The 24279-nt window shown below is 32.0% G+C and carries 17 protein-coding genes and 1 pseudogene; 9 read left to right on the forward strand and 9 right to left on the reverse strand.

Translation table 11 applies throughout. The features are described 5' to 3' along the window. The 5 genes and pseudogenes from F7018_RS10260 to F7018_RS10280 form a co-directional block, all read left to right on the forward strand. Positions 1–1003: pseudogene (locus tag F7018_RS10260) on the forward strand (hypothetical protein); the annotation flags it as partial. A gap of 7 nt (positions 1004–1010) precedes the next feature. Then, on the forward strand, positions 1011–3851 hold the full coding sequence (locus F7018_RS10265; RefSeq protein ID WP_150899975.1) for an FG-GAP repeat domain-containing protein: 2841 nt from the start codon (positions 1011–1013) through the stop codon (positions 3849–3851). 340 nt (positions 3852–4191) lie between these two features. Beyond that, the gene (locus F7018_RS10270; RefSeq protein WP_150899976.1) at positions 4192–7032 is read left to right on the forward strand and encodes an FG-GAP-like repeat-containing protein; all 2841 of its coding nucleotides are present in this window, start codon (positions 4192–4194) and stop codon (positions 7030–7032) included. A gap of 216 nt (positions 7033–7248) precedes the next feature. Beyond that, positions 7249–7695: a protein-disulfide reductase DsbD domain-containing protein gene (locus F7018_RS10275; RefSeq protein ID WP_150899977.1), complete on the forward strand. Its 447-nt coding sequence runs from the start codon at positions 7249–7251 to the stop codon at positions 7693–7695. 26 nt (positions 7696–7721) lie between these two features. Further along, positions 7722–9701 carry a protein-disulfide reductase DsbD family protein gene (locus tag F7018_RS10280; protein WP_150899978.1) on the forward strand — a complete coding sequence of 660 codons (1980 nt, stop codon included), beginning with the start codon at positions 7722–7724 and terminating at the stop codon, positions 9699–9701. 67 nt (positions 9702–9768) lie between these two features. Here F7018_RS10280 and F7018_RS10285 read toward each other — a convergent pair whose 3' ends face one another. Next, the gene (locus F7018_RS10285; RefSeq protein WP_150899979.1) at positions 9769–11076 is read right to left on the reverse strand and encodes a S28 family serine protease; all 1308 of its coding nucleotides are present in this window, start codon (positions 11074–11076) and stop codon (positions 9769–9771) included. A 120-nt stretch (positions 11077–11196) separates the two neighbouring features. Between F7018_RS10285 and lhpI the strand changes: the two genes are divergently transcribed. Both lhpI and F7018_RS10295 read left to right on the forward strand, forming a co-directional pair. Beyond that, on the forward strand, positions 11197–12171 hold the full coding sequence (gene lhpI, locus F7018_RS10290; RefSeq protein WP_246175141.1) for a bifunctional Delta(1)-pyrroline-2-carboxylate/Delta(1)-piperideine-2-carboxylate reductase: 975 nt from the start codon (positions 11197–11199) through the stop codon (positions 12169–12171). Then, complete coding sequence (locus tag F7018_RS10295) at positions 12164–13231, forward strand: proline racemase family protein (RefSeq protein WP_150899980.1); 1068 nt, start codon at positions 12164–12166, stop codon at positions 13229–13231. The genes lhpI and F7018_RS10295 overlap by 8 nt, the downstream gene beginning before the upstream one ends. Here F7018_RS10295 and F7018_RS10300 read toward each other — a convergent pair. The 5 genes from F7018_RS10300 to F7018_RS10320 all read right to left on the reverse strand — a co-directional run bounded on the left by F7018_RS10300 (position 13223) and on the right by F7018_RS10320 (position 19960). Beyond that, entirely contained in the window at positions 13223–15016 is a 1794-nt protein-coding gene (locus F7018_RS10300) for an aminopeptidase P family protein (RefSeq protein WP_150899981.1), read from the reverse strand. The two genes, F7018_RS10295 and F7018_RS10300, sit on opposite strands and share 9 nt — an antisense overlap. 30 nt (positions 15017–15046) lie before the next feature. Next, positions 15047–16294 carry an NAD(P)/FAD-dependent oxidoreductase gene (locus tag F7018_RS10305; RefSeq protein ID WP_150899982.1) on the reverse strand — a complete coding sequence of 416 codons (1248 nt, stop codon included), beginning with the start codon at positions 16292–16294 and terminating at the stop codon, positions 15047–15049. A gap of 1 nt (position 16295) precedes the next feature. Continuing rightward, a complete protein-coding gene (locus F7018_RS10310; protein WP_150899983.1) occupies positions 16296–17303 on the reverse strand; it encodes a 4-hydroxyproline epimerase in 1008 nt (335 codons plus the stop codon). Between the two features lie 154 nt (positions 17304–17457). After that, positions 17458–19044, reverse strand: coding sequence for an aldehyde dehydrogenase (NADP(+)) (locus F7018_RS10315; protein ID WP_150899984.1), 1587 nt, complete (start codon positions 19042–19044; stop codon positions 17458–17460). A gap of 1 nt (position 19045) precedes the next feature. After that, complete coding sequence (locus F7018_RS10320; RefSeq protein WP_150899985.1) at positions 19046–19960, reverse strand: dihydrodipicolinate synthase family protein; 915 nt, start codon at positions 19958–19960, stop codon at positions 19046–19048. A 144-nt stretch (positions 19961–20104) separates the two neighbouring features. Here F7018_RS10320 and F7018_RS10325 point away from each other — a divergent pair, with 144 nt between their 5' ends. Continuing rightward, positions 20105–20944 (forward strand): AraC family transcriptional regulator, encoded by an 840-nt coding sequence (locus tag F7018_RS10325; protein ID WP_150899986.1) that lies wholly within the window; start codon positions 20105–20107, stop codon positions 20942–20944. A 12-nt stretch (positions 20945–20956) separates the two neighbouring features. Next, entirely contained in the window at positions 20957–22009 is a 1053-nt protein-coding gene (locus F7018_RS10330; protein ID WP_246175142.1) for a PorP/SprF family type IX secretion system membrane protein, read from the forward strand. Here F7018_RS10330 and murI read toward each other — a convergent pair. The 3 genes from murI to F7018_RS10345 form a co-directional block, all read right to left on the reverse strand. Next, positions 22006–22803, reverse strand: a complete 798-nt coding sequence (gene murI / locus F7018_RS10335) for a glutamate racemase (protein ID WP_150899987.1) — start codon at positions 22801–22803, stop codon at positions 22006–22008. The genes F7018_RS10330 and murI overlap by 4 nt on opposite strands. Before the next feature lie 67 nt (positions 22804–22870). Continuing rightward, the gene (locus F7018_RS10340) at positions 22871–23380 is read right to left on the reverse strand and encodes an OmpH family outer membrane protein (protein ID WP_150899988.1); all 510 of its coding nucleotides are present in this window, start codon (positions 23378–23380) and stop codon (positions 22871–22873) included. Between the two features lie 40 nt (positions 23381–23420). Next, positions 23421–24245, reverse strand: coding sequence for an OmpH family outer membrane protein (locus tag F7018_RS10345; protein WP_150899989.1), 825 nt, complete (start codon positions 24243–24245; stop codon positions 23421–23423). Between the last annotated feature and the right edge of the window lie 34 nt (positions 24246–24279).

The raw sequence follows: 24279 nt of genomic DNA on the forward strand, positions 1-24279 counted from the left end.
AGTTACTTTAGAAGATGGTGGAACTCAAACAGTAGATTTTACCACTGTATTAGCAGCGGCAGGAACAGATGATCAGGCATTAACATTAGCAGCAGGTAATGTATTAACATTAGAAGATGGAGGAACGGTTAATTTAACACCATTCTTAGACAATACAGATGATCAAACAATAACAAATTTTGGTGTTGTAGGAACTGACTTAAGTATTACGTTAGAAGATGGAAATACGGCAACAGTACCATTGTCAGCATTAGATAATATTACAGGAAAAGCATTAACATCTACAGATTTAGATGTGTCGGCAAATGGAGCAACGGCTTTATTAGAAGACGTTACAATTGATATAAAGACAGATGCGGTAACTACTAATAAAATTCTAAACGAAACGATTTTATCTGAGGATATTAAAAATGGTGAAGTAAAAACAGATGACATAGCAGATAAAAATGTAACAGTTGCTAAGATTGCTAACGGAACAGCAAATCAAGTTTTAATGACAAATGCTGCGGGAACTGACGTAGAATGGAGAACTGTAAATAATACTGTAAAAGAAGTATTAAGTGCAGAATACGCTGGAGCTACATTATATGCAGATGGAACAGATAATTTAGGTGTTATGACTTCTGATAATACTGGAGCTACTGGTAATTATATGAATTTCTATGAATGGTCTAGTGGAGAAGCAACAGCTCAAGATTATGATGTGGTGGTTCGATTTACATTACCAAACGATTTTACTTCTTGGGATGCAACAAACCCAATTGTAATTGATTACCAAGCAGAAGGTACTGCAACATTCAGTGCTACAATGTTTTTAGAAAACGGAACAGCTTTAGGTACCATTGCAGCAGCTTCTTCTGCAACATGGACTACAGCAAACTTAAACCCTGGTGCTATGACAGCTGGAGATACAGCCGTTATCCTATTAAAACTAACAAGTGCTGCAGGTGATGCTGCTCAAAAGGTAAGAGTTGGTGATATTACGTTGAACTACAATAAATAAAAGAATTGTGAAACAGTTAAAATATATAATAATACTATTAGGTATACTACTCTTTATGGGTAGTATACATAGTGGTTATTCCCAAGACACGGATGGTGATGGTGTTTTGGATAGTCAAGATGTAGATGATGATAATGATGGTATTTTAGATATAGTGGAGAGCCCTCTTGATGTAGTTTGGATTTCTGATCAATTTGACCAAACTATTTTTTACAGGGGGGATAGTTCGAATGGAACCTTTGCTACAGGGGTAGTAGAAAATATAAATGTACCTAATATTGGGATAACAAATGTTGAAGATACTTTTATAGGAGATATAAATAATGATCATTTTTTGGATATAATATTTGTTTCAGAAGCTGAAAATAGAACTATAACTTTTAGAGGAAAAGGAGATGGAACTTTTTTACCTGCTTTGGTAACTAATATGAACATCCCTAGTATGGGAAGTGCTGGAGGCGAAAATGGATTTTTGAAAGATGCAGACGGTGATGGTTTTTTAGATATCTTTTGGATAGCAGATTGGAACCAATTTGTTTTTTATAAAGGAAATGGAGACGGAACTTTTCAAAATGGAGTAACAGCAACACCCAATGTGCCAGAAGTAGGATATGATATTTCAAAAGTCTCATTTGCAAACGATTTAAATAATGATGGGATAATAGATATTTATTCAGTGTCTGAAAGCAATCAAATTACCTTTTACAAAGGAAATGGGGATGGAACTTTTCAAGATGGTACTATCACAATTGTTAATATGCCTAATGTTGGAGGGTTCGATGATACTGCAGATGCAACACTTACAGGAGATGTAGATAATGATGGGAATATAGATCTTATTTGGATTTCAGAAAATACTAACCAAAGTATTTTTTACAAAGGAAATGGGGATGGAACTTTTCAAGGTGGAGTAGCAACATTTGTAAATGTACCAGATGTGGGATATAATAATGCCCAAAATACATTTATTGGTGATGCAGATGCAGATGGTAATTTGGATGTGATTTTTATAACAGAAGCCTTTAATCAAACAATTCTATACAAAGGAAATGGAGATGGTACTTTTCAAGACGGAGTAGTTACAAATCGTGAAATACAGAACGTAGGAGTAAGTCATAAAGAAATTGCTTTTTTAGGAAGCTTTAATTTAGATCCTGATAATGATGGTATTCCTAACCATTTAGATTTAGATTCTGATAATGATGGTATTCCAGATAATGTAGAAGCGCAAACTACAGCAGGTTATGTAGCGCCAAATGCTGATACTCCTGCAATGTATACTGCTAATGATGGATTAAACTCTGCATATTTAACAGGAGGTTTAAGACCTGTAAATACAGATGGAACTGATACTCCTGACTTTATAGATACTGATTCAGATAACCAAGAAGAAGGTGATATTGTAGAAGGAGGGGTAACTGCAAATCCAACTTATGCTGATGTAAATGGTAGTATAGATGATCCTACAACGTTACCCAATTCAGATGGTATAGATGATGTTGATTATAGAGATATTGTTGCGCCTGGAGGTGTGAAAAACGGATTAGGATTTTGGTTAAAAGCAAATAGAGGTGCGGTTGGAACAACTACTGTTACAGAATGGAATGACCAATCAACATTTAAAAGAAATGCTAGTGAAGTTACAGGGGATCCTGATTTTGTAATTGGAGGATTAAATTATAATCCAGCAATTAAATTTGATGGAAACGATTATTTTAATTTAAGTACAGAGTATAAGCTTTTCCCAGCTTCGTTAACTATGGCAGAAGCTATTAGTGTTGTAAGGAATAATTCCTCGGGAACAGATAATGGACATCCTTACGATTTAGGAGGTTCCTCTAGAGGGTTTTATTACCCTGCTCAACAAGATCTTTACCAAGGGTCTTTTACAACACAGCGTATTGCTTTTAATCCAACAACCAATGCCGTGGTAGTTTCTAAACCTGGAGTTGCAGGAGTGGTTGGAGCTCCTGTAAATTTATCAAATTGGAATATTTATGGAACCCATAGTGCTACTAATGATTGGGGAATTCAGTTTAATGGAGAGTTTAAAGCATTATCAACTACAAACACTACCAATTTTTCTTTTCCAGCAACAGATGGAGTGTATATAGGAGCTTCAAAGAATGATAATTTTACTGGAGATATTAGTGAAATAATATTATATGATAGAATACTTTCTAGTACAGAAAGACAACGAGTAAACAGTTACAATGCTATAAAATATGGAATCAGTTTAACTCAATCTGTATTTGTACTGAATTATGTAGCAAGTGATGGAACTATTTTATGGGATGCAACAGCAAATTCAACCTATTCTCATGATATGGCAGGAATAGGTAGAGACGAAGCTTCTGCATTACATCAAAAACAATCAAAATCCATTAACACCGATGCAATTGTAGCTATAGGTTTGGGAAGTGTAGCTGCTTCAAATGCAGATAACACGAATACTTTTACAAGTAATAAAGACTTCTTAATGTGGGGAAATAACAATGCAAGTATAACTTCAGTTAATTCGGGAGTGCCTATTGCTTTTTCAGAAAAAATAAATCGTAATTGGTTGGTAAAAGAAACTGGTACTGTTGATGAAGTTCAAGTGCAAATTTCGGACTTTTTAGGAGTCACTTTGTTTGGGAGTACAGATAACCTAACATTATTTGTAGCAGATGATGAGAATTTTACCACCAACTTGGTAACCGTACCGTTTGTAAAGAATGGAAATTTTCAAGAAGCTAAAATAAATTTCAACGGAACTAAATATTTTTCTTTCGGAATACCCAGAACTAACTTCATGCGTCATGGAAAAACGTTTAAAAACCTTCGAGAAACAAGAATGGAATGGTAATAATTATTAGATAAAAAAAACTTATTTACTTAGAATAAATGATTTTTAAAATAGAATTAAGGAACATTAAAACCAATGAATTAGGAATGTAGAAAAAGAAAATAACTAATATAATGCCCTGCATATCTAATAGGTATTTAATTAACAATATGTAGGAGTTATATGCTTATCGACCTAATAATTTTGGTATGAATACTTCTGTAATATAATTATTTCAGAAGTTATAGAAGCAGAAGTCGCAGCTGCTTACTATTATAATAACTAACAAACAAGTCGCAGGCAATAAGGCAGGAAAGGTTAGAGTAGTTGATATTGCCCTTAACAATAAAAACATAACAAGATGAAACGAGTTAAACTTATAGCATTTCTATGCATATTATTTTCAATAAATATAGTACATATAGGTTATTCACAAGATACTGATGGTGATGGTGTTGTAGATAGCATTGATATAGATGATGATAATGATGGGATTTTAGACGTTGTAGAGGACCCAGTAGATATAGTTTGGATTTCAGAAGAATTTAATCAAACGATTTTTTATAAAGGAATAGATAATGGGAAATTTGAGGAAGGATTGGTTACAAGCATGAATGTACCTAATGCAGGAACTACAAATCAAAAGAATACTTTTATAGGAGATGTAGATTCTGATGATCTTTTAGATATAATTTTTGTTTCAGAGAGTGAAAATAGAATCATCTTTTACAAAGGGAATGGAAATGGTACTTTTCAAAATGCTGTAATAACAAATATTAACATTCCTAATATTGGTAGTGAAGGAATAGAATTTGGGTTTCTAAAAGATGTAGATGGAGATAACATATTAGATATATTTTGGTTGATAGAGTGGAACCAAAGTAATTTTTTCAAAGGAAATGGAGATGGTACTTTCCAAAATGCGGTAACAACACCTATAGATGTACCAGATATAGGTAGTAATGTATGGGAGGTTACCTATACTGGTGATGCCGATAATGACGGTATCATGGATATATATATGATGACAGAGTCGAACCGTACAGTTTTTTATAAAGGAAATGGAAATGGTACTTTTCAAGATGGAGTAGTAACGAATATGAATGTACCAAATGTAGGAGGAGTTTTTGATGTAGAAAACACATCGCTTTCTGGAGATATAGATGGTGACGGTATTTTAGATATAATTTGGGTTTCACAAACAAATGAATCGGTTTTTTATAAAGGAAATGGTGATGGTACTTTTCAAAACGGAGTGTTATCAACTCTAAATATTCAAGATGTAGGAATTGGTAAAGCAGAAAATACATTTTTAATAGATAAAGATAAAGACGGTATTTTAGATATAGTTTTGATATCTCAACATTCAAATTATACAATTTTTTATAAAGGAAATGGAAATGGAACTTTTCAAGTTGGGGTGCTAACAAATTTAAATGTGCAAAATGTTGGGTATAATGACAGAGAAATCACTTTTATAGGAAGTTTTAATCTCGATCCAGATGGAGATGGTATTCCTAATCATTTAGATTTAGATTCTGATGGAGATGGTATTGCAGACAATGTAGAAGCACAGACTACAGCAGGTTATATTGCGCCAAATGCAGATAGTCCTGCAACATATACTGCAAATAATGGGTTAAACTCAGCATATTTAGGAGGTTTAACACCTGTAAATACAGATGGGACCGATGATCCAGATTATTTAGATTTAGATTCAGATAATCAAGAAGGAGGAGATAGCGTAGAAGGTGGAGTAACGGCGAATCCAACATACGCAGATGTAAATGGTAGTTTAAACGATCCAACAACATTGCCCAATTCTGATGAAGTTGATGATGTTGATTATAGAGATATAGTAGCGCCAGGAGGGGTAAAAACTGGCTTAGGATTTTGGTTAAAAGCCAATGTAGGTACAGTAGGAAATACAATAGTTACAGAGTGGAAAGATCAATCAACTTTCAAAAGAGATGCGAGTGTTGTTACTGGTGATCCTTCTTTTTTCTTGTTTAATGTAAGTTACAACCCAGCAATTAGATTTGATGGAGGAGATTACTTTTCATTAAGTAATGTACATAAGTTTTTCTCAAGTACTTATTCAGCAGCAGAAGCAATTACAGTAAGTAAAAGTAATATTACTCCAGCACCGGGTGTAAGTAATGGGCATCCTTATGATTTTGGAGCAGCAAATACAGCAAGAGATTTTTATTATCCAGATCAACAAAATGAGCTTTATCAAGGATCTTTTACTACAGATCGTTTAGGATTTAATCCAGTAACCAATACAATTGTCGATGCAAAAGCAGGGGTTACAGGAATTGTTGGAAGCCCAGTAAATTTAGCTGAATGGAATATTTATGGAACACATAGTGCTACTAATAATTGGGGAATTCAATTTAATGGTGAAATTAAAGCATCATCATCGGTAAATACAACAGATTTTTCTTTTCCGTCAACCAACGGAGTATATATTGGAGCAGTAGAGAATGAAACTTTTACAGGAGATATTAGTGAAGTAATTTTATATAATAAAGTACTTTCTAGTACAGAAAGACAACGAGTTAATAGTTATAATGCAGTAAAATATGGAATTACGCTAAATCAATCAACACCAACAAACTATTTAGCAAGTGATGGAACAGTTATTTGGGATGCAACAGTAAATTCAGCATATGTTCATGATATAGCAGGAGTTGGTAGAGATGAGTCTTCAGCATTGCATCAAAAACAATCAAAATCAGTTAATATTGATGCGTTAGTTGCTATAGGTTTAGGAAGTGTAGTAGCTACAAACGCAGCAAACACAAACACTTTTACAAATAATAAAGATTTCTTAGTATGGGGAAATAATAATGGAAGTATAGCCATGGTTAATGCAGGTATACCTCCTGTTTTTTTACAAAAAATAAGCCGTAATTGGTTACTAAAAGAAACAGGAACAGTAGATGAGGTTCAAGTACAAATACCAGAATCTATAGCTTCTGTTTTATTTGGAGGCGCCGATTTAACTTTGTTTGTAGCAGATGATGAGAATTTTACTACTAATTTGGTTACCGTTCCACTAACAAAAAATGGTCTTTACTTAGAAGCTATGGTAAATTTTAATGGAACTAAATATTTTTCTTTTGGAATTCCACGAACTAGCTTTATGCGTCATGGAAAAACTTTTAGAAATTTAAAAGAAACTCGAATGGAATGGTAAGGATGTGTAAAATATAACGTCTTTAATAAAGGTGAATGTTAGTAGTTTTTTAAGGGTGAAAAGACTAACGAAGTCTATTAAACACTAACAATTAAGAGTAATCAGAAATGGTTGCTCTTTTTTACTATAAACAAAGTTTATTTGCTGAAATCGTGTTATTAAAAATAAAGATGCTATTTTTACCGAAATTTTTATAAACCTACTAACTGTATAAAAATGAGGAAATTAATAGTAGTATTGTTATTCTTAACAAGTATCGTGTCGTACGGACAAATCCACAATCCTGTAAAATGGACTACATCTGTAAAGAAAATTTCAGAAAAAGAAGCTGAATTAGTAGCTACGGCAAGTTTAGAAAACGATTGGCATATTTACTCGCAAAATATACCAAAAGGAGGTCCAATCCCTACATTATTTTCTTTTGTTGGTGACCAACGTTACTTAAAAAAAGGAAATACAAAAGAAGGAGAAGGACATGAAGTTGATGATAAAATGTTTGACATGCGTGTTAAATATTTTGACAAGAAAGCTGTTTTTACACAAAGAATAAGATTAAAAACTACAGAGAAATTTGTAATTAAAGGAACAGTAGAATACATGGTATGTTCTGGTACAAATTGTTTACCTCCTAAAGAAGTAGATTTATCTTTTTCAGTAAATTAAAAAATTATCCCCTTAATAAAGTTTAAATGAAGAACCTTTTTGCATTCTTGCTCCTTTTTACGATTAGTTTTGGCGTAAAAGGGCAAATTTTCAATCCTATAAAATGGAAAACTAAAGTAGAAAAAACGTCAGAATCAAAGTACAAGTTAAAAGCCGAAGCCATAATTGAGCAAGGTTGGACTTTGTATTCTCAGGAAGTTCCACAAGGAGGTCCAATCCCTACTACTTTTACGTATGATGATGAAGGAGGTAAAATTAAATTACTAGGAAATACATCAGAACCTAAAGGGAAATTAAAGTTTACAAAGCTTTTTAATGAAGAAGGAATGAGTATTAAATCCTTCGCTATTAAAGCAGTTTTTGAGCAAGATATAGAATTAGTAGATAGCCAAATAAAAAAGGTAAATGCTTTTGTTGAATTTATTGCTTGTACAGATGAGCAATGTTTACCTCCTAAAGAAGTAGACTTAGTTTTCGATTTAGAGAAAGCTACTGTGGCTACCAAAAAAGGAGAAGCAAAGAAAGCAGCTACTAAAGACGGAAAAGCTAAAGAAAAGAAAGGTTTAATAAGTATTTTTATTATTGCCTTTTTATCAGGTTTTGCAGCATTGTTAACACCATGTGTATTCCCAATGATTCCAATGACGGTTAGCTTTTTTACAAAACAAAGTAAGAGTAAATCGAAAGGAATTAGAAATGCTATTATCTACGGATTATCTATTATAGCAATTTATGTATTGTTAGGATATGTAGTAACTGGAATTTTTGGAGCTGATGCGTTAAATGCATTGTCAACTAATGTATGGTTTAACATAGCATTCTTTTTAATATTAATCATTTTTGCTGTATCATTCCTTGGAGCATTTGAAATTACATTGCCAAGTTCATGGGCGACAAAAGTAGATTCACAAGCAGATAGAGGAGGATTGATAGGAATCTTTTTCATGGCATTAGCCTTAGCAATTGTATCGTTTTCATGTACAGGACCAATTGTTGGAACTCTATTAGTAGAAGCAGCTACTAAAGGAGGAATAGCACCTGTGGTAGGAATGTTAGGATTCTCATCGGCAATTGCTTTACCATTTGCTTTATTTGCAGCATTCCCAGGATGGTTAAATTCATTACCAAAATCGGGAGGTTGGTTAAATACAGTAAAAGTTGTTTTAGGATTCTTAGAATTAGCATTAGCATTTAAATTCTTATCAAATGCAGATTTAGTATTACAACTGCACTTATTAGAAAGAGAAGTGTTTATTGCTATTTGGATTGCAATTTTTGGAGCATTAGCATTTTATTTATTCGGAAAAATACAATTACCTCACGATAGTCCACAAAGTCATATTTCTGTAGGAAGATTAAGCCTAGGTTTAATAGCTTTATCATTTACTATATATATGATACCAGGTTTATGGGGAGCACCTTTAAATTTAATTAGTGCTTTTCCACCACCACAACATTATAGTGAATCGCCATATGGAGTTGGATTTACAAAACAAGCAACAGTGAGTGTTGCTAACCAACAAAATGATGATCATGGAGGATTGCCAGAAGGAGCACACTTAATGCCTCCTCATGATATTATGGCTTTTCACGATTATGATAAAGGATTAGCGTATGCTAAAAAAGTTGGAAAACCAGTTATGATCGATTTTACAGGACATGCTTGTGTTAACTGTCGTAAAATGGAACAAAACGTATGGGTAAAGCCTAAGGTTTTAGATGTTTTAAAGAATAAAGTAGTACTGATCTCTCTTTACGTAGATGACAAAAGACCTTTAGAAGAGAATGAAGTTGTAGACTCTAAGTTAAACCCTGGAAAAAAACTAAAGTATATAGGTCAAAAGTGGAGTGAATTGCAGACTATTAAGTACAAAGCAAATTCACAACCATTTTATGTATTAATGGCACACGATGAATCTAACTTAATAGATCCAGTGGCATATACACCTGATGCAGATGAATATTTTAATTGGCTAGAAAAAGGAATAGCGAATTATAAAAAATAAGTAAATAAAAAAAACACTTTAGAAAGTTCTAAAGTGTTTTTTTTGAACTAAAAATAAGAGTACCAAACTATTTTACAGGATATAGTTTCACATCTTTTCCTAACCAAGCCTGTAGTTTGTTGTAAATTTTTTCTTGATCTTCTTTAGAAAAGTGTTTGATTCTTGTACCATGATCAGCATCAGTCAATACCATTTTTAAAGCATCTACATTAGGTTTTGGATTTGGAGCACAAGCACCCCAAGGATCGTATGCACCATAAATATACAATATGTTGTTACCTTTGTTTTCAACAAAATCTCTTACCTCTTTGATATAGTTTTCATTGTATGATAGGTCAACATTTTTAGGAGCAAACCTCATGTTAGATGAAGAGCTAACAACTTTTAATAAGTCTTTTACAGGTTCTAAATCAAAACCATAATATCCTAATTCTTTAATGTGTTGGTAAAAAGAAGGAAGGTAATAATCAAATCCCCAATCGCTATATAAAGAAAAGCCAGATACTTTTACCAAGTAGTCAAATAGTTCTTTAGAACTAGCTTTGTCAGAAGGAATTTCATTGCATTTTCCACCCCATTGCCAAAATGAAAAAGGAAATTCTAAAACAGAGTATTCTAAAGCTTCCTCTTGAGAAAGTTCAGTAAAATTCATTTTCTTTTCTTCAGCATAAGAAGTTAAATGATTAAGTATTTCGACTCTGTTTTTTAGAACAGCTCTTTGAAAGTTTTTAATAGCGTTTCTACATTCTTCACTGCCTACAGAGTTAATTAAGTTTGTAGTTCTTTCATCTTCCAAACCATTAATTAATGGAGCTACATACGGAACAGCTACATCAACATCATTAGGATATTTAGATTTATAAATTAACGTAGTTTCCCCTCCCTTACTAATTCCTGAAGACAACCATTTTCCTTTGTATAAGGTTTTTAATTTGCTTACAATAGTATGATAATCTTCAATAGCATTATCGTTGGTTAAATATTTCCAAGGAATAGAGTCGGGTCTAGATTTTCCATACATTCTATATTCAACAATAACCTGATTTCCTTTTAAAAGCTTGCTTAATTCAGTAGTTCTATTTCTAGAAGCATAGCCATCAGTAATAATTACTGTTGGGTTTTTATAATCGGCATGAGAAATATACATATAATGTTTAAAAGTTCCTTCTGATGGATTTTTAGGATTTAAATTTTGTTCCAAAACAACTTGATAGGCATCAGTAAAGTGATCGTTAACTTTAATAGAGTCTATTTGAGCTTTAGGAAATAAGTTTTGTAGTTGGGTTTTAAATGTGATTTCCTTTTTCTCTTTTGTTTCTTTACAAGAAAGAAGAGTTATTAGAAAAAGAAAAGGCAAAAATTTAAATAGTTTCATAATCAAATATTTATTGGTTAAAATTAAAGGCTTTAGAAAACTCGATATGATACTATTTTATCTATATTAATGTAAATATTGATGTGTATTAGGGTAAGATATTCTTAAAAACTAAAAAACATGTACTTTTATCCTATGAACCCTATTATTCAAATAAGTAGCGATTTTATTGAAGGAAATACGAGTTTTCCTGAGCTAATAGCTGAATTAAAAAAAAGCTTTTCTAAAAAAGATGTGATTGTTCCTATGAGGCATCATCACGATTTTCCAAATCCAGAGGTTGAAGCAGATTCTACATTATTGTTGATGCCAGCTTGGGAACCCAATAAAAATGCAGGAGTAAAAATAGTAACAGTAAGTCCGGAGAATGGTCAATTTAATTTACCTTCCATAAATGGGACATACATATACTTAGATGCTTTAAAAGGTACTATTAAAGCTATTTTAGAAGCAAAAAGTTTAACAGTAAAAAGGACGGCTGCTGCTTCAGCTTTGGCATCCACATTTTTATCAAAAGAAAATTCAAGTTCTTTATTAATGATTGGTACAGGAGCTTTATCAGTAAATCTTATTAAAGCACATGCTTCAGTTAGACCTATAAAAGAAGTGTTTGTTTGGGGAAGGAATTTTGAAAAAGCTGTTAGTATAGTTAATAGTTTGCAAGAAGAAAACTTCTCTATAACGGCCATTCAAACTATTGAAGAAAAAATAGGAGAGGTAGATATTATTTCTTGCGCAACATTATCAGCAACACCTTTAGTTTTAGGTAAGTTGATAAGAAAAGGACAACATATAGACTTAGTAGGAGCGTATAAAAAGAATATGCGAGAAGCTGACGATGATGTGATAATGAAGGCAACGGTATTTGTAGATACTTTTCAAGGAGGTTTAAAAGAAAGCGGAGATATTGTAATACCATTGGAAAATGGAACGCTTAAAGAGGAGGAAATCAAAGCAGATTTATTTGAGTTAAGTTCAGATCAGAAAAAAGGAAGAATTTCAGAAACAGAAATAACAGTTTTTAAATCGGTAGGGCACGCTCTGGAAGATTTAGCAGCTGCAAATTATTATTACAATCAATATACCAATGAGTAAAACATACCAAAATATACTTTCAAAAACAGAGTTCAATCCGTCTGAAGATTGGTTGCAAATCAAAACTATTGATATGCACACTGGGGGAGAACCTTTACGTGTTATTGTAGACGGGTTTCCAGAATTAAAAGGAAATTCGGTATTAGAATATCGTAGATATTGTAAAGAAAATTATGATCATTTAAGAACAGCACTAATGTTTGAACCACGTGGTCATGCAGATATGTATGGTTGTATTTTATTACCACCTAATGATGATGAAGGTGATTTTGGAATTCTGTTTTTACATAATGAAGGGTATTCTACAATGTGTGGTCATGCCATTATAGCTATTTCTACGTTGGCAATAGAAATGAATTGGGTAGATGTAAAAGAAGGTGATAATATTTTAAAAATAGATGCGCCTTGTGGTAGAATTACATCATATGCAAATGTAAAAGATGGAAAAGTAACAGGAGTTCGTTTTCATTGTGTACCTAGCTTTGTTGTAGGTTTAGATAGAAAGGTAAATGTAGATGGAGTAGGAGAGGTAGTATATGATTTAGCTTATGGAGGTGCTTTTTATGCATATGTTGATATGGCTAAAAATAATTTAGATTTTGATTTAACTCCTAATTCTTACCGAAAATTAATAAGCAAAGGAATGGATATTAAACATGCGGTAATGAAAGAAGATAAAGAAGTGAAACATCCATATGAAGAAGATTTAAGCTTTTTATATGGAACTATTTTTATCGATAATACAAAGCAAGAGTCAGGTAATGATAGTAGAAATGTATGCATTTTTGCTGAAGGTGAAGTAGATCGTTGTCCTACTGGATCAGGAGTGTCAGGAAGAATGGCAATACATAAGGCTAGAAAAGAAATAGACTTTGGAGAAACTATGACTATAGAAAGTATAACAGGTTCTGTATTTAAAGGTTCCGTAGTTTCAGAAGATCAATATGGTTCGTTTACATCAGTAATACCACAAGTAGAAGGAACTGCTTATATTACAGGAAAACAAACTTTTATAATAGATCCTAATGACCCAATGAAAGACGGATTTATACTAAGATAATTCTATAGGTTTACATTTGTTTTGTAACCAACTCACTTCATTATTATTTAATAAAGGAGTGAGTTTTTTTATGACTTCTTGATGATAAGAATTCAACCATTCAATTTCTTTATTGGTTAACATAGTAACATTGATTAGTTGTGTGTCTATGTAACAAAGAGTTAAAGGTCTAAAACCTAAAAATGTACCAAATTCAGTTTCTTGGACTACTTCAGAAAGAACAATGTTTTCAATACGAATTCCAAATTCATTGGTAACATAGCAACCAGGTTCTATGGTTGTAAATTGATTGGCTAAATGAGGGGTTGTACCTCTAGCAGTTGTAGGCCCAGTAGCAAAACCTTGAGCGGGTTCGTGTACCATACCAAAACTACCAATACCATGTCCAGTTCCATGAGGGTAGTTTAAACCGTTTTGCCATAAATGCATACGAGCAAAAGCATCAATTTGAGTTCCTGTAGTTCCTATAGGAAATTGTTGTTGTTCTAAAGAAATATATCCTTTTAAAACTGATGTGTATGCTGTTTTAATTTTTTCAGAAGGGGTACCTCCTAACCATATAGTTCTTGTAATATCTGTAGTACCGTCTTTATATTGAGCGCCACTATCTAATAATAAAATACCTTCATTTTTTATGATAGAAGAACCTTGTTCTGGTGCTGTATAGTGAATAATAGCGCCATTTTTTTTATACCCAACAATGGCAGCAAAAGATTCACCAACATAATGTTCTTGTTGTTGTCTAAAACTTTCTAGTTTTTTTCCTAATTCGTATTCAGAAATTGATTTTTTTTCTAATTCTTTTTCCAGCCAAATAAAGAATTTTGTTAGTGCTACACCGTCTTTTAGCATACAGTTTTCTTCACCTTGTATTTCAACAGTGTTTTTTATGGCTTTTAACTCTTTAACTATTGAGTTTTGATACTGGAATTTACCATTTATGGCATCAAATACAGCATAATTTAAAGAAGAAGAATCAGTAATAATGTTTTTATCATTGGTTACTGAAGGTAAAATAGTTGCAATTGAATCGTAAGAAACTATTTCAATATGTAGTTTTTCAAAAGCAGTAATAGCAGATTGAGAAAATCTATTTTTATCACAGAATAAAAGAGTTTTTTCTTTTCCTACTAAAGCATATGCAGTAACCAGGGGGGTAAAATCAACATCACGAGAACGAATGTTAAACAACCAAGCTATTTCATCTAATGAAGAAAAGAAATAAAAATCGGCGTTTTGTTTTTGAATTTCTTCTTGAACTTTTGAAAGTTTTGAAGCAGTAGTTTCTCCGCTAAATTCAAAAGGATGTATATCTATTTCAAAATTTGGAAGACTTGGTCTGTCTGTCCAAATATGTTTGGAAAAATGAGGCTCGTTTTGTAGTTGAATTTGCTTTTCATTGGTAAAACTCAATATATAATCTACTTGCGATTTAGAGAATTGACGGTAATCTATTCCTATAACCGAATTGTTTTTTAGCAAATTACAAAGCCATTTTACATGTTCTGGTGCGTGTGGTATAGATTGTTTGTGAAGTTTAACCTCAGTATTTCCACATTCGTCATCAAACTGTAAAAAGTAACGAGAATCTGTCCATAACGCAGTTGTATCTTGTGTAATAACCAATGTTCCAGCTGAACCAGTAAACCCAGAAAAGTATTCACGTAATTTCCAGTAATCAGCTACATATTCTGATTGATGCGGATCTGTTGAAGGAATAATAAATGCATCTATTTTTTTTAGAAGCATTTCTTTTCTTAAGGCTGCTAGTTTTTCTGAAATCATTCGATAAAATTAATAAATTAAAAAATGCTTTTAAGCAAATCGTTCTACATTAAAAGGAGTTAAGTTCAGGCTAGGTTTTTCATCAGAAATAATTTCTGAAACTAGTTTTCCAGTTGCAGGTCCTAAACTCCACCCCATCATTGCATGACCAGTTGCTACGGTAACATTTTTAACTTTAGATAAGCGTCCAATATATGGTAAGCCATCAGGAGAACAAGGTCGTAAACCACAATCGGCATTATCAATGTCTTCTTGTTTTATTTTTAAACCAGAATAATATTGTTCGCCAGCATTGGCTATTGTTTTAACACGTGCTGGGTTTATTTTATGATTAATACCTCCAATTTCCATGGTTCCTGCAAATCGAGTAAAACCATTCATTGGAGTAACGGCAACTTTTGCTTCCATAAGGATTGCTGGAATTGAAATGCCAGTTTCTTCTTTTACATTAATTCGATAACCTTTACCTGCTTGTACAGGAATATTTATTTGTAATTTCTTAGCTAAATCTTGTGTCCAAGAGCCTGTTGCTAAAACATATTCATCTGCCAATATGTTTTGTTTATTGGTATCGATTGAGGTTACTTCATTCTTAGAAATATTAATTTTTAAGACTTCTTCATTTGATAAAAAAGTAACTCCGTTTTTTTCTAAATGTAATTTTAATTGTGGAATAAACTCATTTGGAGTCATATGTGCATCTGAATGATAGTACACAGCCCCTTTAATATCTAAGTTACTATTAGGTTCTAGCTTTTGAACTTCTTCTTTGGTTAAGTTTTCAACTTTTAACCCTTCTTTAATAGCTTGTTTTCCCACATTCCATTCTTCTTCACCTGCTTTATCCGTTTTATAGTACATTAGTAAGCCTTTGTCTTGATAAAAGAAGTCAAAGTCATTAGAAGCTTTAATATTTTCATATAATTCTTTGCTAAACAAATTAATGTCTTTGATAACAGGAATTGATTGCTGTACTTTTTTATGAGTAGAAGCTTTTTTAAAAAGTAAGGACCATTTAAAAAAGTCAAGGTCTAATCGGGGTTTAATAGATAAAGGACTTGTAGAACTAAACATCCATTTTATTCCTTTGTTAATCATACCAGGAGCAGCTAAAGAAATAATATGACTAGGTGTAATAATACCTGCATTTACATGAGAAGCTCCAGATGAAAAGTCTGATTTATCAATAATTGTTACTTCATGTCCAGCTTTTTGTAAATAATAAGCTGAAGATAAACCTATAATTCCACCACCAATAATTACTACTTTTTTACTCATTTTATATTACTTGGAATCCATGTGCATATGGATCATCTTGATCGTCAATAATAATGTTGTTATATCCGTATACTTTAGCCCAACCTTGTATACTTGGAATAATGGCTGGTTTCCCTGCTAAAGTTGTTTCTTTTTCTACTCTTCCAATAAATTTACTTCCAATAAAACTTTCGTGGATAAACTCTTCTCCAGTTTTAAGTTTTCCTTTAGCATGTAACTGAGCTAAACGAGCTGATGTACCAGTTCCACAAGGACTTCTGTCAATAGCTTTGTCGCCATAAAAAACAGCATTACGTCCAGAAGAAGTCGGGTCTAAAGGATTACCTGTCCAAAGCATATGGGTTACATCTCTTATGGTATCATTTTCTGGATGAATAAATAAGTCTGGATATTCCTCATTAATTCTATCTCTTACTACCTGAGAATATTGAATAATTTTTGAAGCGGTAAAATCATGAACTCCACTAAAGTTTTTTTGTGGATCAACAATAGCGTAGTAGTTTCCTCCATAAGAAACATCAAAAGTGATTTCTCCTAATTCAGGGCAATCAACAGTTAAATTTTCAGCTGCTAGATAGCTTTTAACATTGGTTAGTCTAACCCAATCTACTTTTTTACCTGTTTGTTGATATGCTATTTCAACCAAACCAGCTGGAGCTTCCATTTTAATTTTGCCAGGTATTTTAGGAGTAACTAAGCCTTCTTCTATAGCAATAGTTATAGTTCCTATAGTACCATGTCCACACATAGGTAAGCAACCAGATGTTTCAATAAATAATATTGCAAAATCATTTTCTGGATTATGAGGAGGAAATAGGATGGAACCACTCATCATATCATGTCCTCTAGGTTCAAACATTAAACCTTTACGAATCCAATCGTATTCTTTTAAAAAATGTTGGCGTTTTTCACTCATGTTGGTACCAATAAGATTTGGTCCTCCACCAGCAACAACTCTTACTGGATTACCACAAGTATGCGCATCGACGCAAAAAAAAGTCTTTCTCATCTTTAATTGAAGCGCCAGCTTGTATTCTCTCTTAGAAAAAACCCTTCAAAAAATTCCTCTATTATAAAAATAAAGCTGGCATTGTTTCAATCTCTAGACAGGACAAAAGTAAGGTTTGATTTTTTGTACTATCTAAAGAAATTCTTAAAATTTACTATTTGACACCGTTTTTTGTTAACATACCGTTAACCGAACGTGAAATTTGCAACGGGTTCTCGTTTTTTAGTTCATCTGGCAATAATTCATTTGGCCAATCTTGATAACTAAATGGACGTACCCAACGTTTTATTGATCCAATTCCAACTGCTGTAAATCGACTATCTGTAGACGCTGGATATGGACCTCCATGTACCATAGACGGACAAACTTCTACACCTGTAGGAACTCCATTGAATATAATACGTCCAACTCTGTTTTGTAATGCTGAAACAACAGATCCATATTGAGTTATTTCATTTTCATCAGAAATAACAGTTCCTGTTAATTGTCCTTCTAGTTGAGAAATAATTTCTTCTAATTGAGCTGCGTTTTCACATTGTACTACCATTGAAAAGGGACCAAACACTTCTTGATGTAATGTTGTGTTTTCTAAAAATGTTGCTCCTTCTACAGTAGTAATAATCTGTGTTGCATAGTTTGATTGTACTTCATTTTCATATTTACCAACGACAACTAATCCACTTTGTGCTAATGCTTTTCCCTTATTACTTTCATAAGCAGCAACAATATTTGGATGTAGCATTAATGAAGGAGATATTTCTACAATTTTAGAAGCTAAATCATTTGTGAAATTTGTTAGTTGTTCACCTTTAATTCCTAAAATTAATCCTGGATTTGTACAAAATTGCCCAGTACCTAAAGTAATTGAACCAGCATAAGTACTTGCTAAAGTTTCACCTCTGTTTTGTAATGCTTTTGGTAATATAACCACAGGATTAATACTTCCCATTTCTGCAAATACAGGAATAGGTTCTTCTCTTTTAGCTGCTAAATCTAATAAAGCTCTTCCACCTTGTATACTTCCTGTAAAACCAACTGCTTTTACTTCTGGGTGTGATACTAATTGTTGGCCAACTTCAATTCCACTTGAATTTAGGTTTGAAAATACACCTTTTGGCATATTAGTTTTTTGAGCCGCTTTTATTATAGCAGAGGCAACTAATTCACCAGTACCAGCATGCATGGGATGCGATTTAACAATAACTGGACAACCTGCTGCTAATGCAGCTGCTGTATCACCACCAGCCGTTGAATAAGCAAGTGGGAAATTACTAGCACCAAAAACAACCACAGGTCCTAATGGAATATTTATTTTTCTTATATCTGATTTAGGTAAAGGTTCTCTTGTTGGAATAGCCGTATCTATTGTAGCTTCTACCCACGAACCTTCTGCTACTAAGTCAGCAAAAGAGCGTAATTGAAATACAGTTCTTCCTCTTTCTCCTTTTGCACGACCTTCTGGTAATCCAGTTTCTGAACAATAAGTTTTAACTAACTCATCATTTAAAGCTAATATTTCATCTGCAATGGCGTTTAAAAAAGCTGCTTTTTGTTTCCCAGAAACATTTCTATACTCTTTAAAAGCTTTTGATGCTAAAGAAACAGCTTCGTTAATTTCTTCTTGAGTAGCTTCAGTGTAAACAACTTCATTTTCTTTGTTTAACTCTGGGTTAAACGTTGTGTATGTTTTGTTTCCTGTTGCTGATATTGTATCTCCTATATAATTTTTTCCTGTTATCATTCTATAAGTTTTTATAATCAGGCAAAGTAGGTCTGTTCTTTAATCCAGTTTCTATAACATTTAATACATGTTTACGTTCTTCTCCAATTAATGGTAAACGTGGCGCACGAACATTTTCTGTACCTATACCTGTTGCTACTTCTGCTAATTTGATATTTTGGACTAATTTAGAATTTATATCTAATTCTAACAAAGGTAAAAACCAACGGTATATTTCTAATGCCTCTTGTATTCTTCCTGCTTTTTGTAATTCGTAAATAGCTACTGTTTCTTTTGGAAAAGCACATACTAAACCAGCAATCCAACCATCAGCCCCCATTAATAAACTTTCAAGAGCTAATGTGTCAACACCAGTCATTATTTTTAAACGATCACCAAAACGGTTTTTAATCCTCGTAACGTTAGAAATATCTCTAGTTGATTCTTTTACTGCTTCTATATTTTTACATTCCAATAAATCTTCAAACATATCTAATGTAACTTCCACCTTATAATCTACAGGGTTATTGTAAACCATAATAGGTAACGAAGTATTGTTTGCTACAGCTTTAAAGTATTCAACTGTTTCTCTATCTCCAGATTTATAACGCATAGGAGGTAACATCATAAGGCCTTTAGCTCCATCTTCTTCTGCTCTTTGTGCAGCTTCAATAGCTCCTTTTGTAGTTTGCTCAGCTACATTCATTAACACAGGAACTTTACCATCTACAATATCAACTGTAGTTTTGGTTAATTCTCTTTTTTCTTCTGTAGATAATGTACTAGCTTCACCTAATGTCCCACCTAAAACAATTCCATGAACTTGAGCATCTAACTGTGCTTTAATATTCACTTCAAACATGTTTAAATCTAAGGTGTCCTCATTTGTAAACTTTGTTGTTACAGCAGGCATAACGCCTTTCCAATTTATACTCATTTTGTTTTTTTTATTGCAAATCTATATATGATTGCCAAAGGCATATGTTTGTTTTTTAGCTATTATGTATACTATATTATCTATCTATTGTTAATTTAGTATTATATTGGTTAATATGTTATAGATTAGCGTAAAATATTACTCATGAAAGTTCTACCGTTTGAAATACCAAAAACAAAAAACTTAGGTTTAATATACCAAGAAGATAAAGGCAATGCTTTTTATGATAAGCTTCATCAGCATAAAGAAATACAAATATGTTATATAGTGAAAGGTGAGGGCACGTTGATTATTGGAGATACGGTTAATGATTACGAGTCTGAAGATATTTTTGTTATTGGTGGTAATCAGCCTCATGTTTTTAAAAGTGATATTTCTAGAATAAAAAAATCATTCATGATATCGCTTTTTTTTACAAAAGAATCTTTTGGTAAAGATTTTTTTGAACTAGATGATTTTAAAGAGTTAACTAGCTTTTTTGTTAACTCGCAAAACAGTTTCAGAGTAAAAACAAACAAAGAAAAATTAAAAAAATATTTTTTAAAGCTTCAAAAAAGTAGGGATTTAGTAAAGTTCATTGTTTTTATAAAGATGATTAATGTTATCATAAAATCTGAAATAGAACCTCTCTCGTCTTTTTTTTATAAAAAGAAATATTCGGATAATGAAGGTAAACGAATGGGAGACGTTATGGATTATACACTAAATAACTTTAATAAGAAGATAGAATTAGAGGATATATCTGAGGTAGCTAATATGACTACTAATGCTTTTTGTAGATATTTTAAGCAAAGAACAAATAAAACGTATTTTACTTTTTTAAATGAGCTTAGAATAGAAAAGGCATGCAAGCTATTGCAAAATAAAGATTATTCAATAATAGAAGTGTCTGAAAAATCAGGTTTTAAAAACATATCTAATTTTAATAGAAAGTTCAAAGAACTAAAAGGAAAAACACCATCGGCCTATAGATTAGGTCATTAATATGTTAAAAACATGAATTATATTTATACTTTTTTAAAAAATAAGCAAATTTCTTATTTCTCTTGGCTATATTTGACGGCTATTTATCAATTAAAGTATATGAAAAAAATTGTTGTTTTGTTTTTATTAGTTTTTGTGTCTAATATCTCAGCACAAGAAACTCTGCCTATTTATGCAGATTATTTATCTGATAATGTTTACTTATTGCATCCAGCTGCTGCGGGAGTTGGTGATTGTGGTAAGTTGAGGTTAACTGCTCGACAGCAATGGATAGGTGTTAAAGATGCACCTGCTTTACAAACAGCAAGTTTTCATGCTAAATTTAACGAAAACTCAAATGCTGGATACGGTTTAATTTTATTTAATGATAAAAACGGTTATCATTCTCAAAAAGGACTTCAAGGAACTTATGCATATCATTTAGATATGGGTAATGAGAATTTATTTAACCAGTTATCATTTGGTCTTTCTATGTCTATTGTACAAAATGAAGTAGATCAAAGAAGGTTTGTAAACGATCCTGTAGTTAGTCAGGTAATAGAAAGTAATTTTTATTTCAATGCAGATTTTGGTATGGCATACCACTACAAAGGATTTGCTTCTTATTTCACTGTAAAAAATATCTTATTATCAGCTAAGAACAATTTAAATTCAAGCTTTGAGTCATTGAACTTAAGAAATTATATTCTTGGTGCTAGTTACTTTTTTGGAGATAAAGAAAAATTACAATTTGAACCATCTGTTATGATTCAATATAAAGAACAAACAGGTGAAAAAATAGGAGACATAAACTTTAAGGTATATAAGACTTTTGAAAAAAGTCAATTATGGGCTGCTTTATCTTATAGAAGAAGTTTTGATAGTAGTGTCTTTGGAGATGCTCACTACGTAACTCCAATTTTAGGACTAAACTATAAGAACATGATGTTTGCTTATACTTATACCCAGCAAACTGGAGATGTTGTTTTTGCAAATGGTGGTTTTCACCAACTTTCTTTTGGTATAGATGTTTTATGTAGAAAAAGAAGAGCTTCTGCTTGTCCTAACATCAACGGAAGCTTTTAAAAATCAGAATATTTTATTGTAATATTTTTATATTCTTTCAAAATATCTTGTAGAACCATTTCTTCTTTATTTGAAAAAAATATGTTTGATGGACTGTCATTCATTGGATAAAGAGCATTGTTTTTCTGCAAGATATTTTTTGTTTGCATTGCAACAGCTTCTCCTGAGTCTATAATATTCACATCAGGACCAACTATAGATCTAATTTGCGGCATTAAAAAAGGGTAATGAGTACAACCTAGTACTATTGAATCACATTTGTTTAAAAGCATTGGATTTATGTATACTTTTAAGAGTTTTGTCATTTCTGTAGAATGCATTTCACCATTTTCAATAAGTTCAACTAAGCCTTCACCAACTTGTTCTATAATTGTAATATTATCATCAATTTTAGAAGAGGTTTTTTCAAATAAGCTACTATTTAGAGTTCCTTTTGTAGCTAAAATACCTATAACACCTGTTTTTGTTTGAATTGAGGCAGGTTTAATAGCTGGTTCTATACCTATAAAAGGAATGTTATAATTAGCTCTTAAATGCTTAATTGCATTTGTTGTGGCAGTATTACAAGCAACTACTATAATCTTACAACCTCTGTCTATTAAGTATTCTGTGTTTTTTACCGATAACTCAATGATTTTTTCTCTAGACTTTTGACCATAAGGAGCATTTTTATTATCAGATAAATATATAGTACTTTCAAATGGTAGTAATTTATTTATTTCTTTCCAAATTGAGATTCCACCAATACCAGAATCAAAAATGCCTATGGGATATTTAGAATTTGTAGTTGTCATATGTAACAAAATTAAAAATCCTGCTGTATACAGCAGGATTTTTATAATATATTTTTAAAGCTTTTTATTAGAAACCTAATTTAGCTTTTACAGCTCCGTAAATATCTTCTCCTTTATCGTAAACGATTAATCCTTTTCCTGGAGTAGCATCGAATACATAGATAATTCCTTTTTCAGCAGCTACAGCTTTAATTGCTTCTTCAGCTTTCTTTAAAATAGGAAGTGTTTTTTCTTGATATTTCTTTTGCATTTCTTGACCTGCAGATTGTTCAGCTTGAGCAATTCTTCTTCTTTCTTGTTGAACTTCTAAAGCTCTCTTTTGATTTATTTCTTGAGTTTGGCTTTTACCTTCTGCTTCATATTTCTTTATCTTAGCTTCTAATTTTTTGTACATAGCTTCGATATCATCACGGTAAGTTTTATTTAACTTTTCTAATTCCGCTTTCATAGCTTTAGTAGCAGGCATATCAGCTAATAATTTATCAGTATTAATATGTGCAGTTTTTTGTGCATTTGCCACACCACCTAATCCAATCGTAAAAATTGCAACTAATAATAACGTTTTTAAATGTTTCATCTCTGTTGTTTTAATTTAATTTTTGTTCTTTATTCTTGATTTATTTGTTTTCGTCTGTTTGTTGACTTTCTTTATTTTGCTTTTCTTCTTCTTGCTTTTTGGCTTCTTCTTTGGCTTTTCTTAAAGCCTTTTTCTTTTCTAGTAACAATCTTCTTTTTTCATCTCTAGCTTTTAGTTTAGCTTGTCTCTTTTCTTCAATTAATTTAATTCTAGCTAACCTATCTGCTTGCTTTTTCTTTTTTAATTCTTCCTTTTTAGCAGCTCTTTGTTTTTGTACTTCACTTAAACCTTCACCTTTAAGTAGTTCTTTTTTAGCTGCTATCTTATCTCTTTTTTCTTGTTTTCTTTGATCAATATTGATCATTTTTACAACAAGATCGCTAATATCGTGTTTTTTGTTTGAATACAGCATAACTAGCTCGCTAGATTTATCAAAAACAAAATCGTATTTTTTTCTTGAAGCAATAGTTTGTACCGAATTATATACTTGATCTTGAATAGGCTTAATTAATTGCCTTCTTAAGTTATACATATCTCCTTTCGGACCAAAGTATAAGGATTCTAATCTACGTAAAGATTCATGTTTTATCTTGATGTCTTCTTCACGTTCTTCAATTAAATCTTTTGTTAAGATAGCTTTTTCGTTAGCTAAATCTGTTTTTAACACTTCAATGGCACGGGCTTCTTTATCTAATCTGGTCTTCCATTTTTCAACTTTTGCATCTAAAGAGTTTTGAGCTTCTAAATATTCAGGAATATTTTGAAGTATGTACTCCATATCAATGTATGCAATACGTTGGTTTTTTTGGGCAATAGAAATGCTTGCAATAAATAAAAGAACGATTGATAAAATGTTTTTTTTCATCTTGTTATAATGTGTTTAGAAAAAACCGTGCCAA

It is taken from the genome of Tenacibaculum aiptasiae (assembly GCF_008806755.1).
Taxonomy (GTDB): domain Bacteria; phylum Bacteroidota; class Bacteroidia; order Flavobacteriales; family Flavobacteriaceae; genus Polaribacter; species Polaribacter aiptasiae.

What these genes read in the sequence shown, in the direction of transcription:
- F7018_RS10270 (WP_150899976.1), top strand. Translation starts at nt 4,192, where the DNA reads ATGAAACGAGTTAAACTTATAGCATTTCTATGCATATTATTTTCAATA.
- F7018_RS10275 (WP_150899977.1), top strand. Translation starts at nt 7,249, where the DNA reads ATGAGGAAATTAATAGTAGTATTGTTATTCTTAACAAGTATCGTGTCG.
- F7018_RS10280 (WP_150899978.1), top strand. Translation starts at nt 7,722, where the DNA reads ATGAAGAACCTTTTTGCATTCTTGCTCCTTTTTACGATTAGTTTTGGC.
- F7018_RS10285 (WP_150899979.1), bottom strand. Translation starts at nt 11,076, where the DNA reads ATGAAACTATTTAAATTTTTGCCTTTTCTTTTTCTAATAACTCTTCTT.
- lhpI (WP_246175141.1), top strand. Translation starts at nt 11,197, where the DNA reads ATGTACTTTTATCCTATGAACCCTATTATTCAAATAAGTAGCGATTTT.
- F7018_RS10295 (WP_150899980.1), top strand. Translation starts at nt 12,164, where the DNA reads ATGAGTAAAACATACCAAAATATACTTTCAAAAACAGAGTTCAATCCG.
- F7018_RS10300 (WP_150899981.1), bottom strand. Translation starts at nt 15,016, where the DNA reads ATGATTTCAGAAAAACTAGCAGCCTTAAGAAAAGAAATGCTTCTAAAA.
- F7018_RS10305 (WP_150899982.1), bottom strand. Translation starts at nt 16,294, where the DNA reads ATGAGTAAAAAAGTAGTAATTATTGGTGGTGGAATTATAGGTTTATCT.
- F7018_RS10310 (WP_150899983.1), bottom strand. Translation starts at nt 17,303, where the DNA reads ATGAGAAAGACTTTTTTTTGCGTCGATGCGCATACTTGTGGTAATCCA.
- F7018_RS10315 (WP_150899984.1), bottom strand. Translation starts at nt 19,044, where the DNA reads ATGATAACAGGAAAAAATTATATAGGAGATACAATATCAGCAACAGGA.
- F7018_RS10320 (WP_150899985.1), bottom strand. Translation starts at nt 19,960, where the DNA reads ATGAGTATAAATTGGAAAGGCGTTATGCCTGCTGTAACAACAAAGTTT.
- F7018_RS10325 (WP_150899986.1), top strand. Translation starts at nt 20,105, where the DNA reads ATGAAAGTTCTACCGTTTGAAATACCAAAAACAAAAAACTTAGGTTTA.
- F7018_RS10330 (WP_246175142.1), top strand. Translation starts at nt 20,957, where the DNA reads ATGAATTATATTTATACTTTTTTAAAAAATAAGCAAATTTCTTATTTC.
- murI (WP_150899987.1), bottom strand. Translation starts at nt 22,803, where the DNA reads ATGACAACTACAAATTCTAAATATCCCATAGGCATTTTTGATTCTGGT.
- F7018_RS10340 (WP_150899988.1), bottom strand. Translation starts at nt 23,380, where the DNA reads ATGAAACATTTAAAAACGTTATTATTAGTTGCAATTTTTACGATTGGA.
- F7018_RS10345 (WP_150899989.1), bottom strand. Translation starts at nt 24,245, where the DNA reads ATGAAAAAAAACATTTTATCAATCGTTCTTTTATTTATTGCAAGCATT.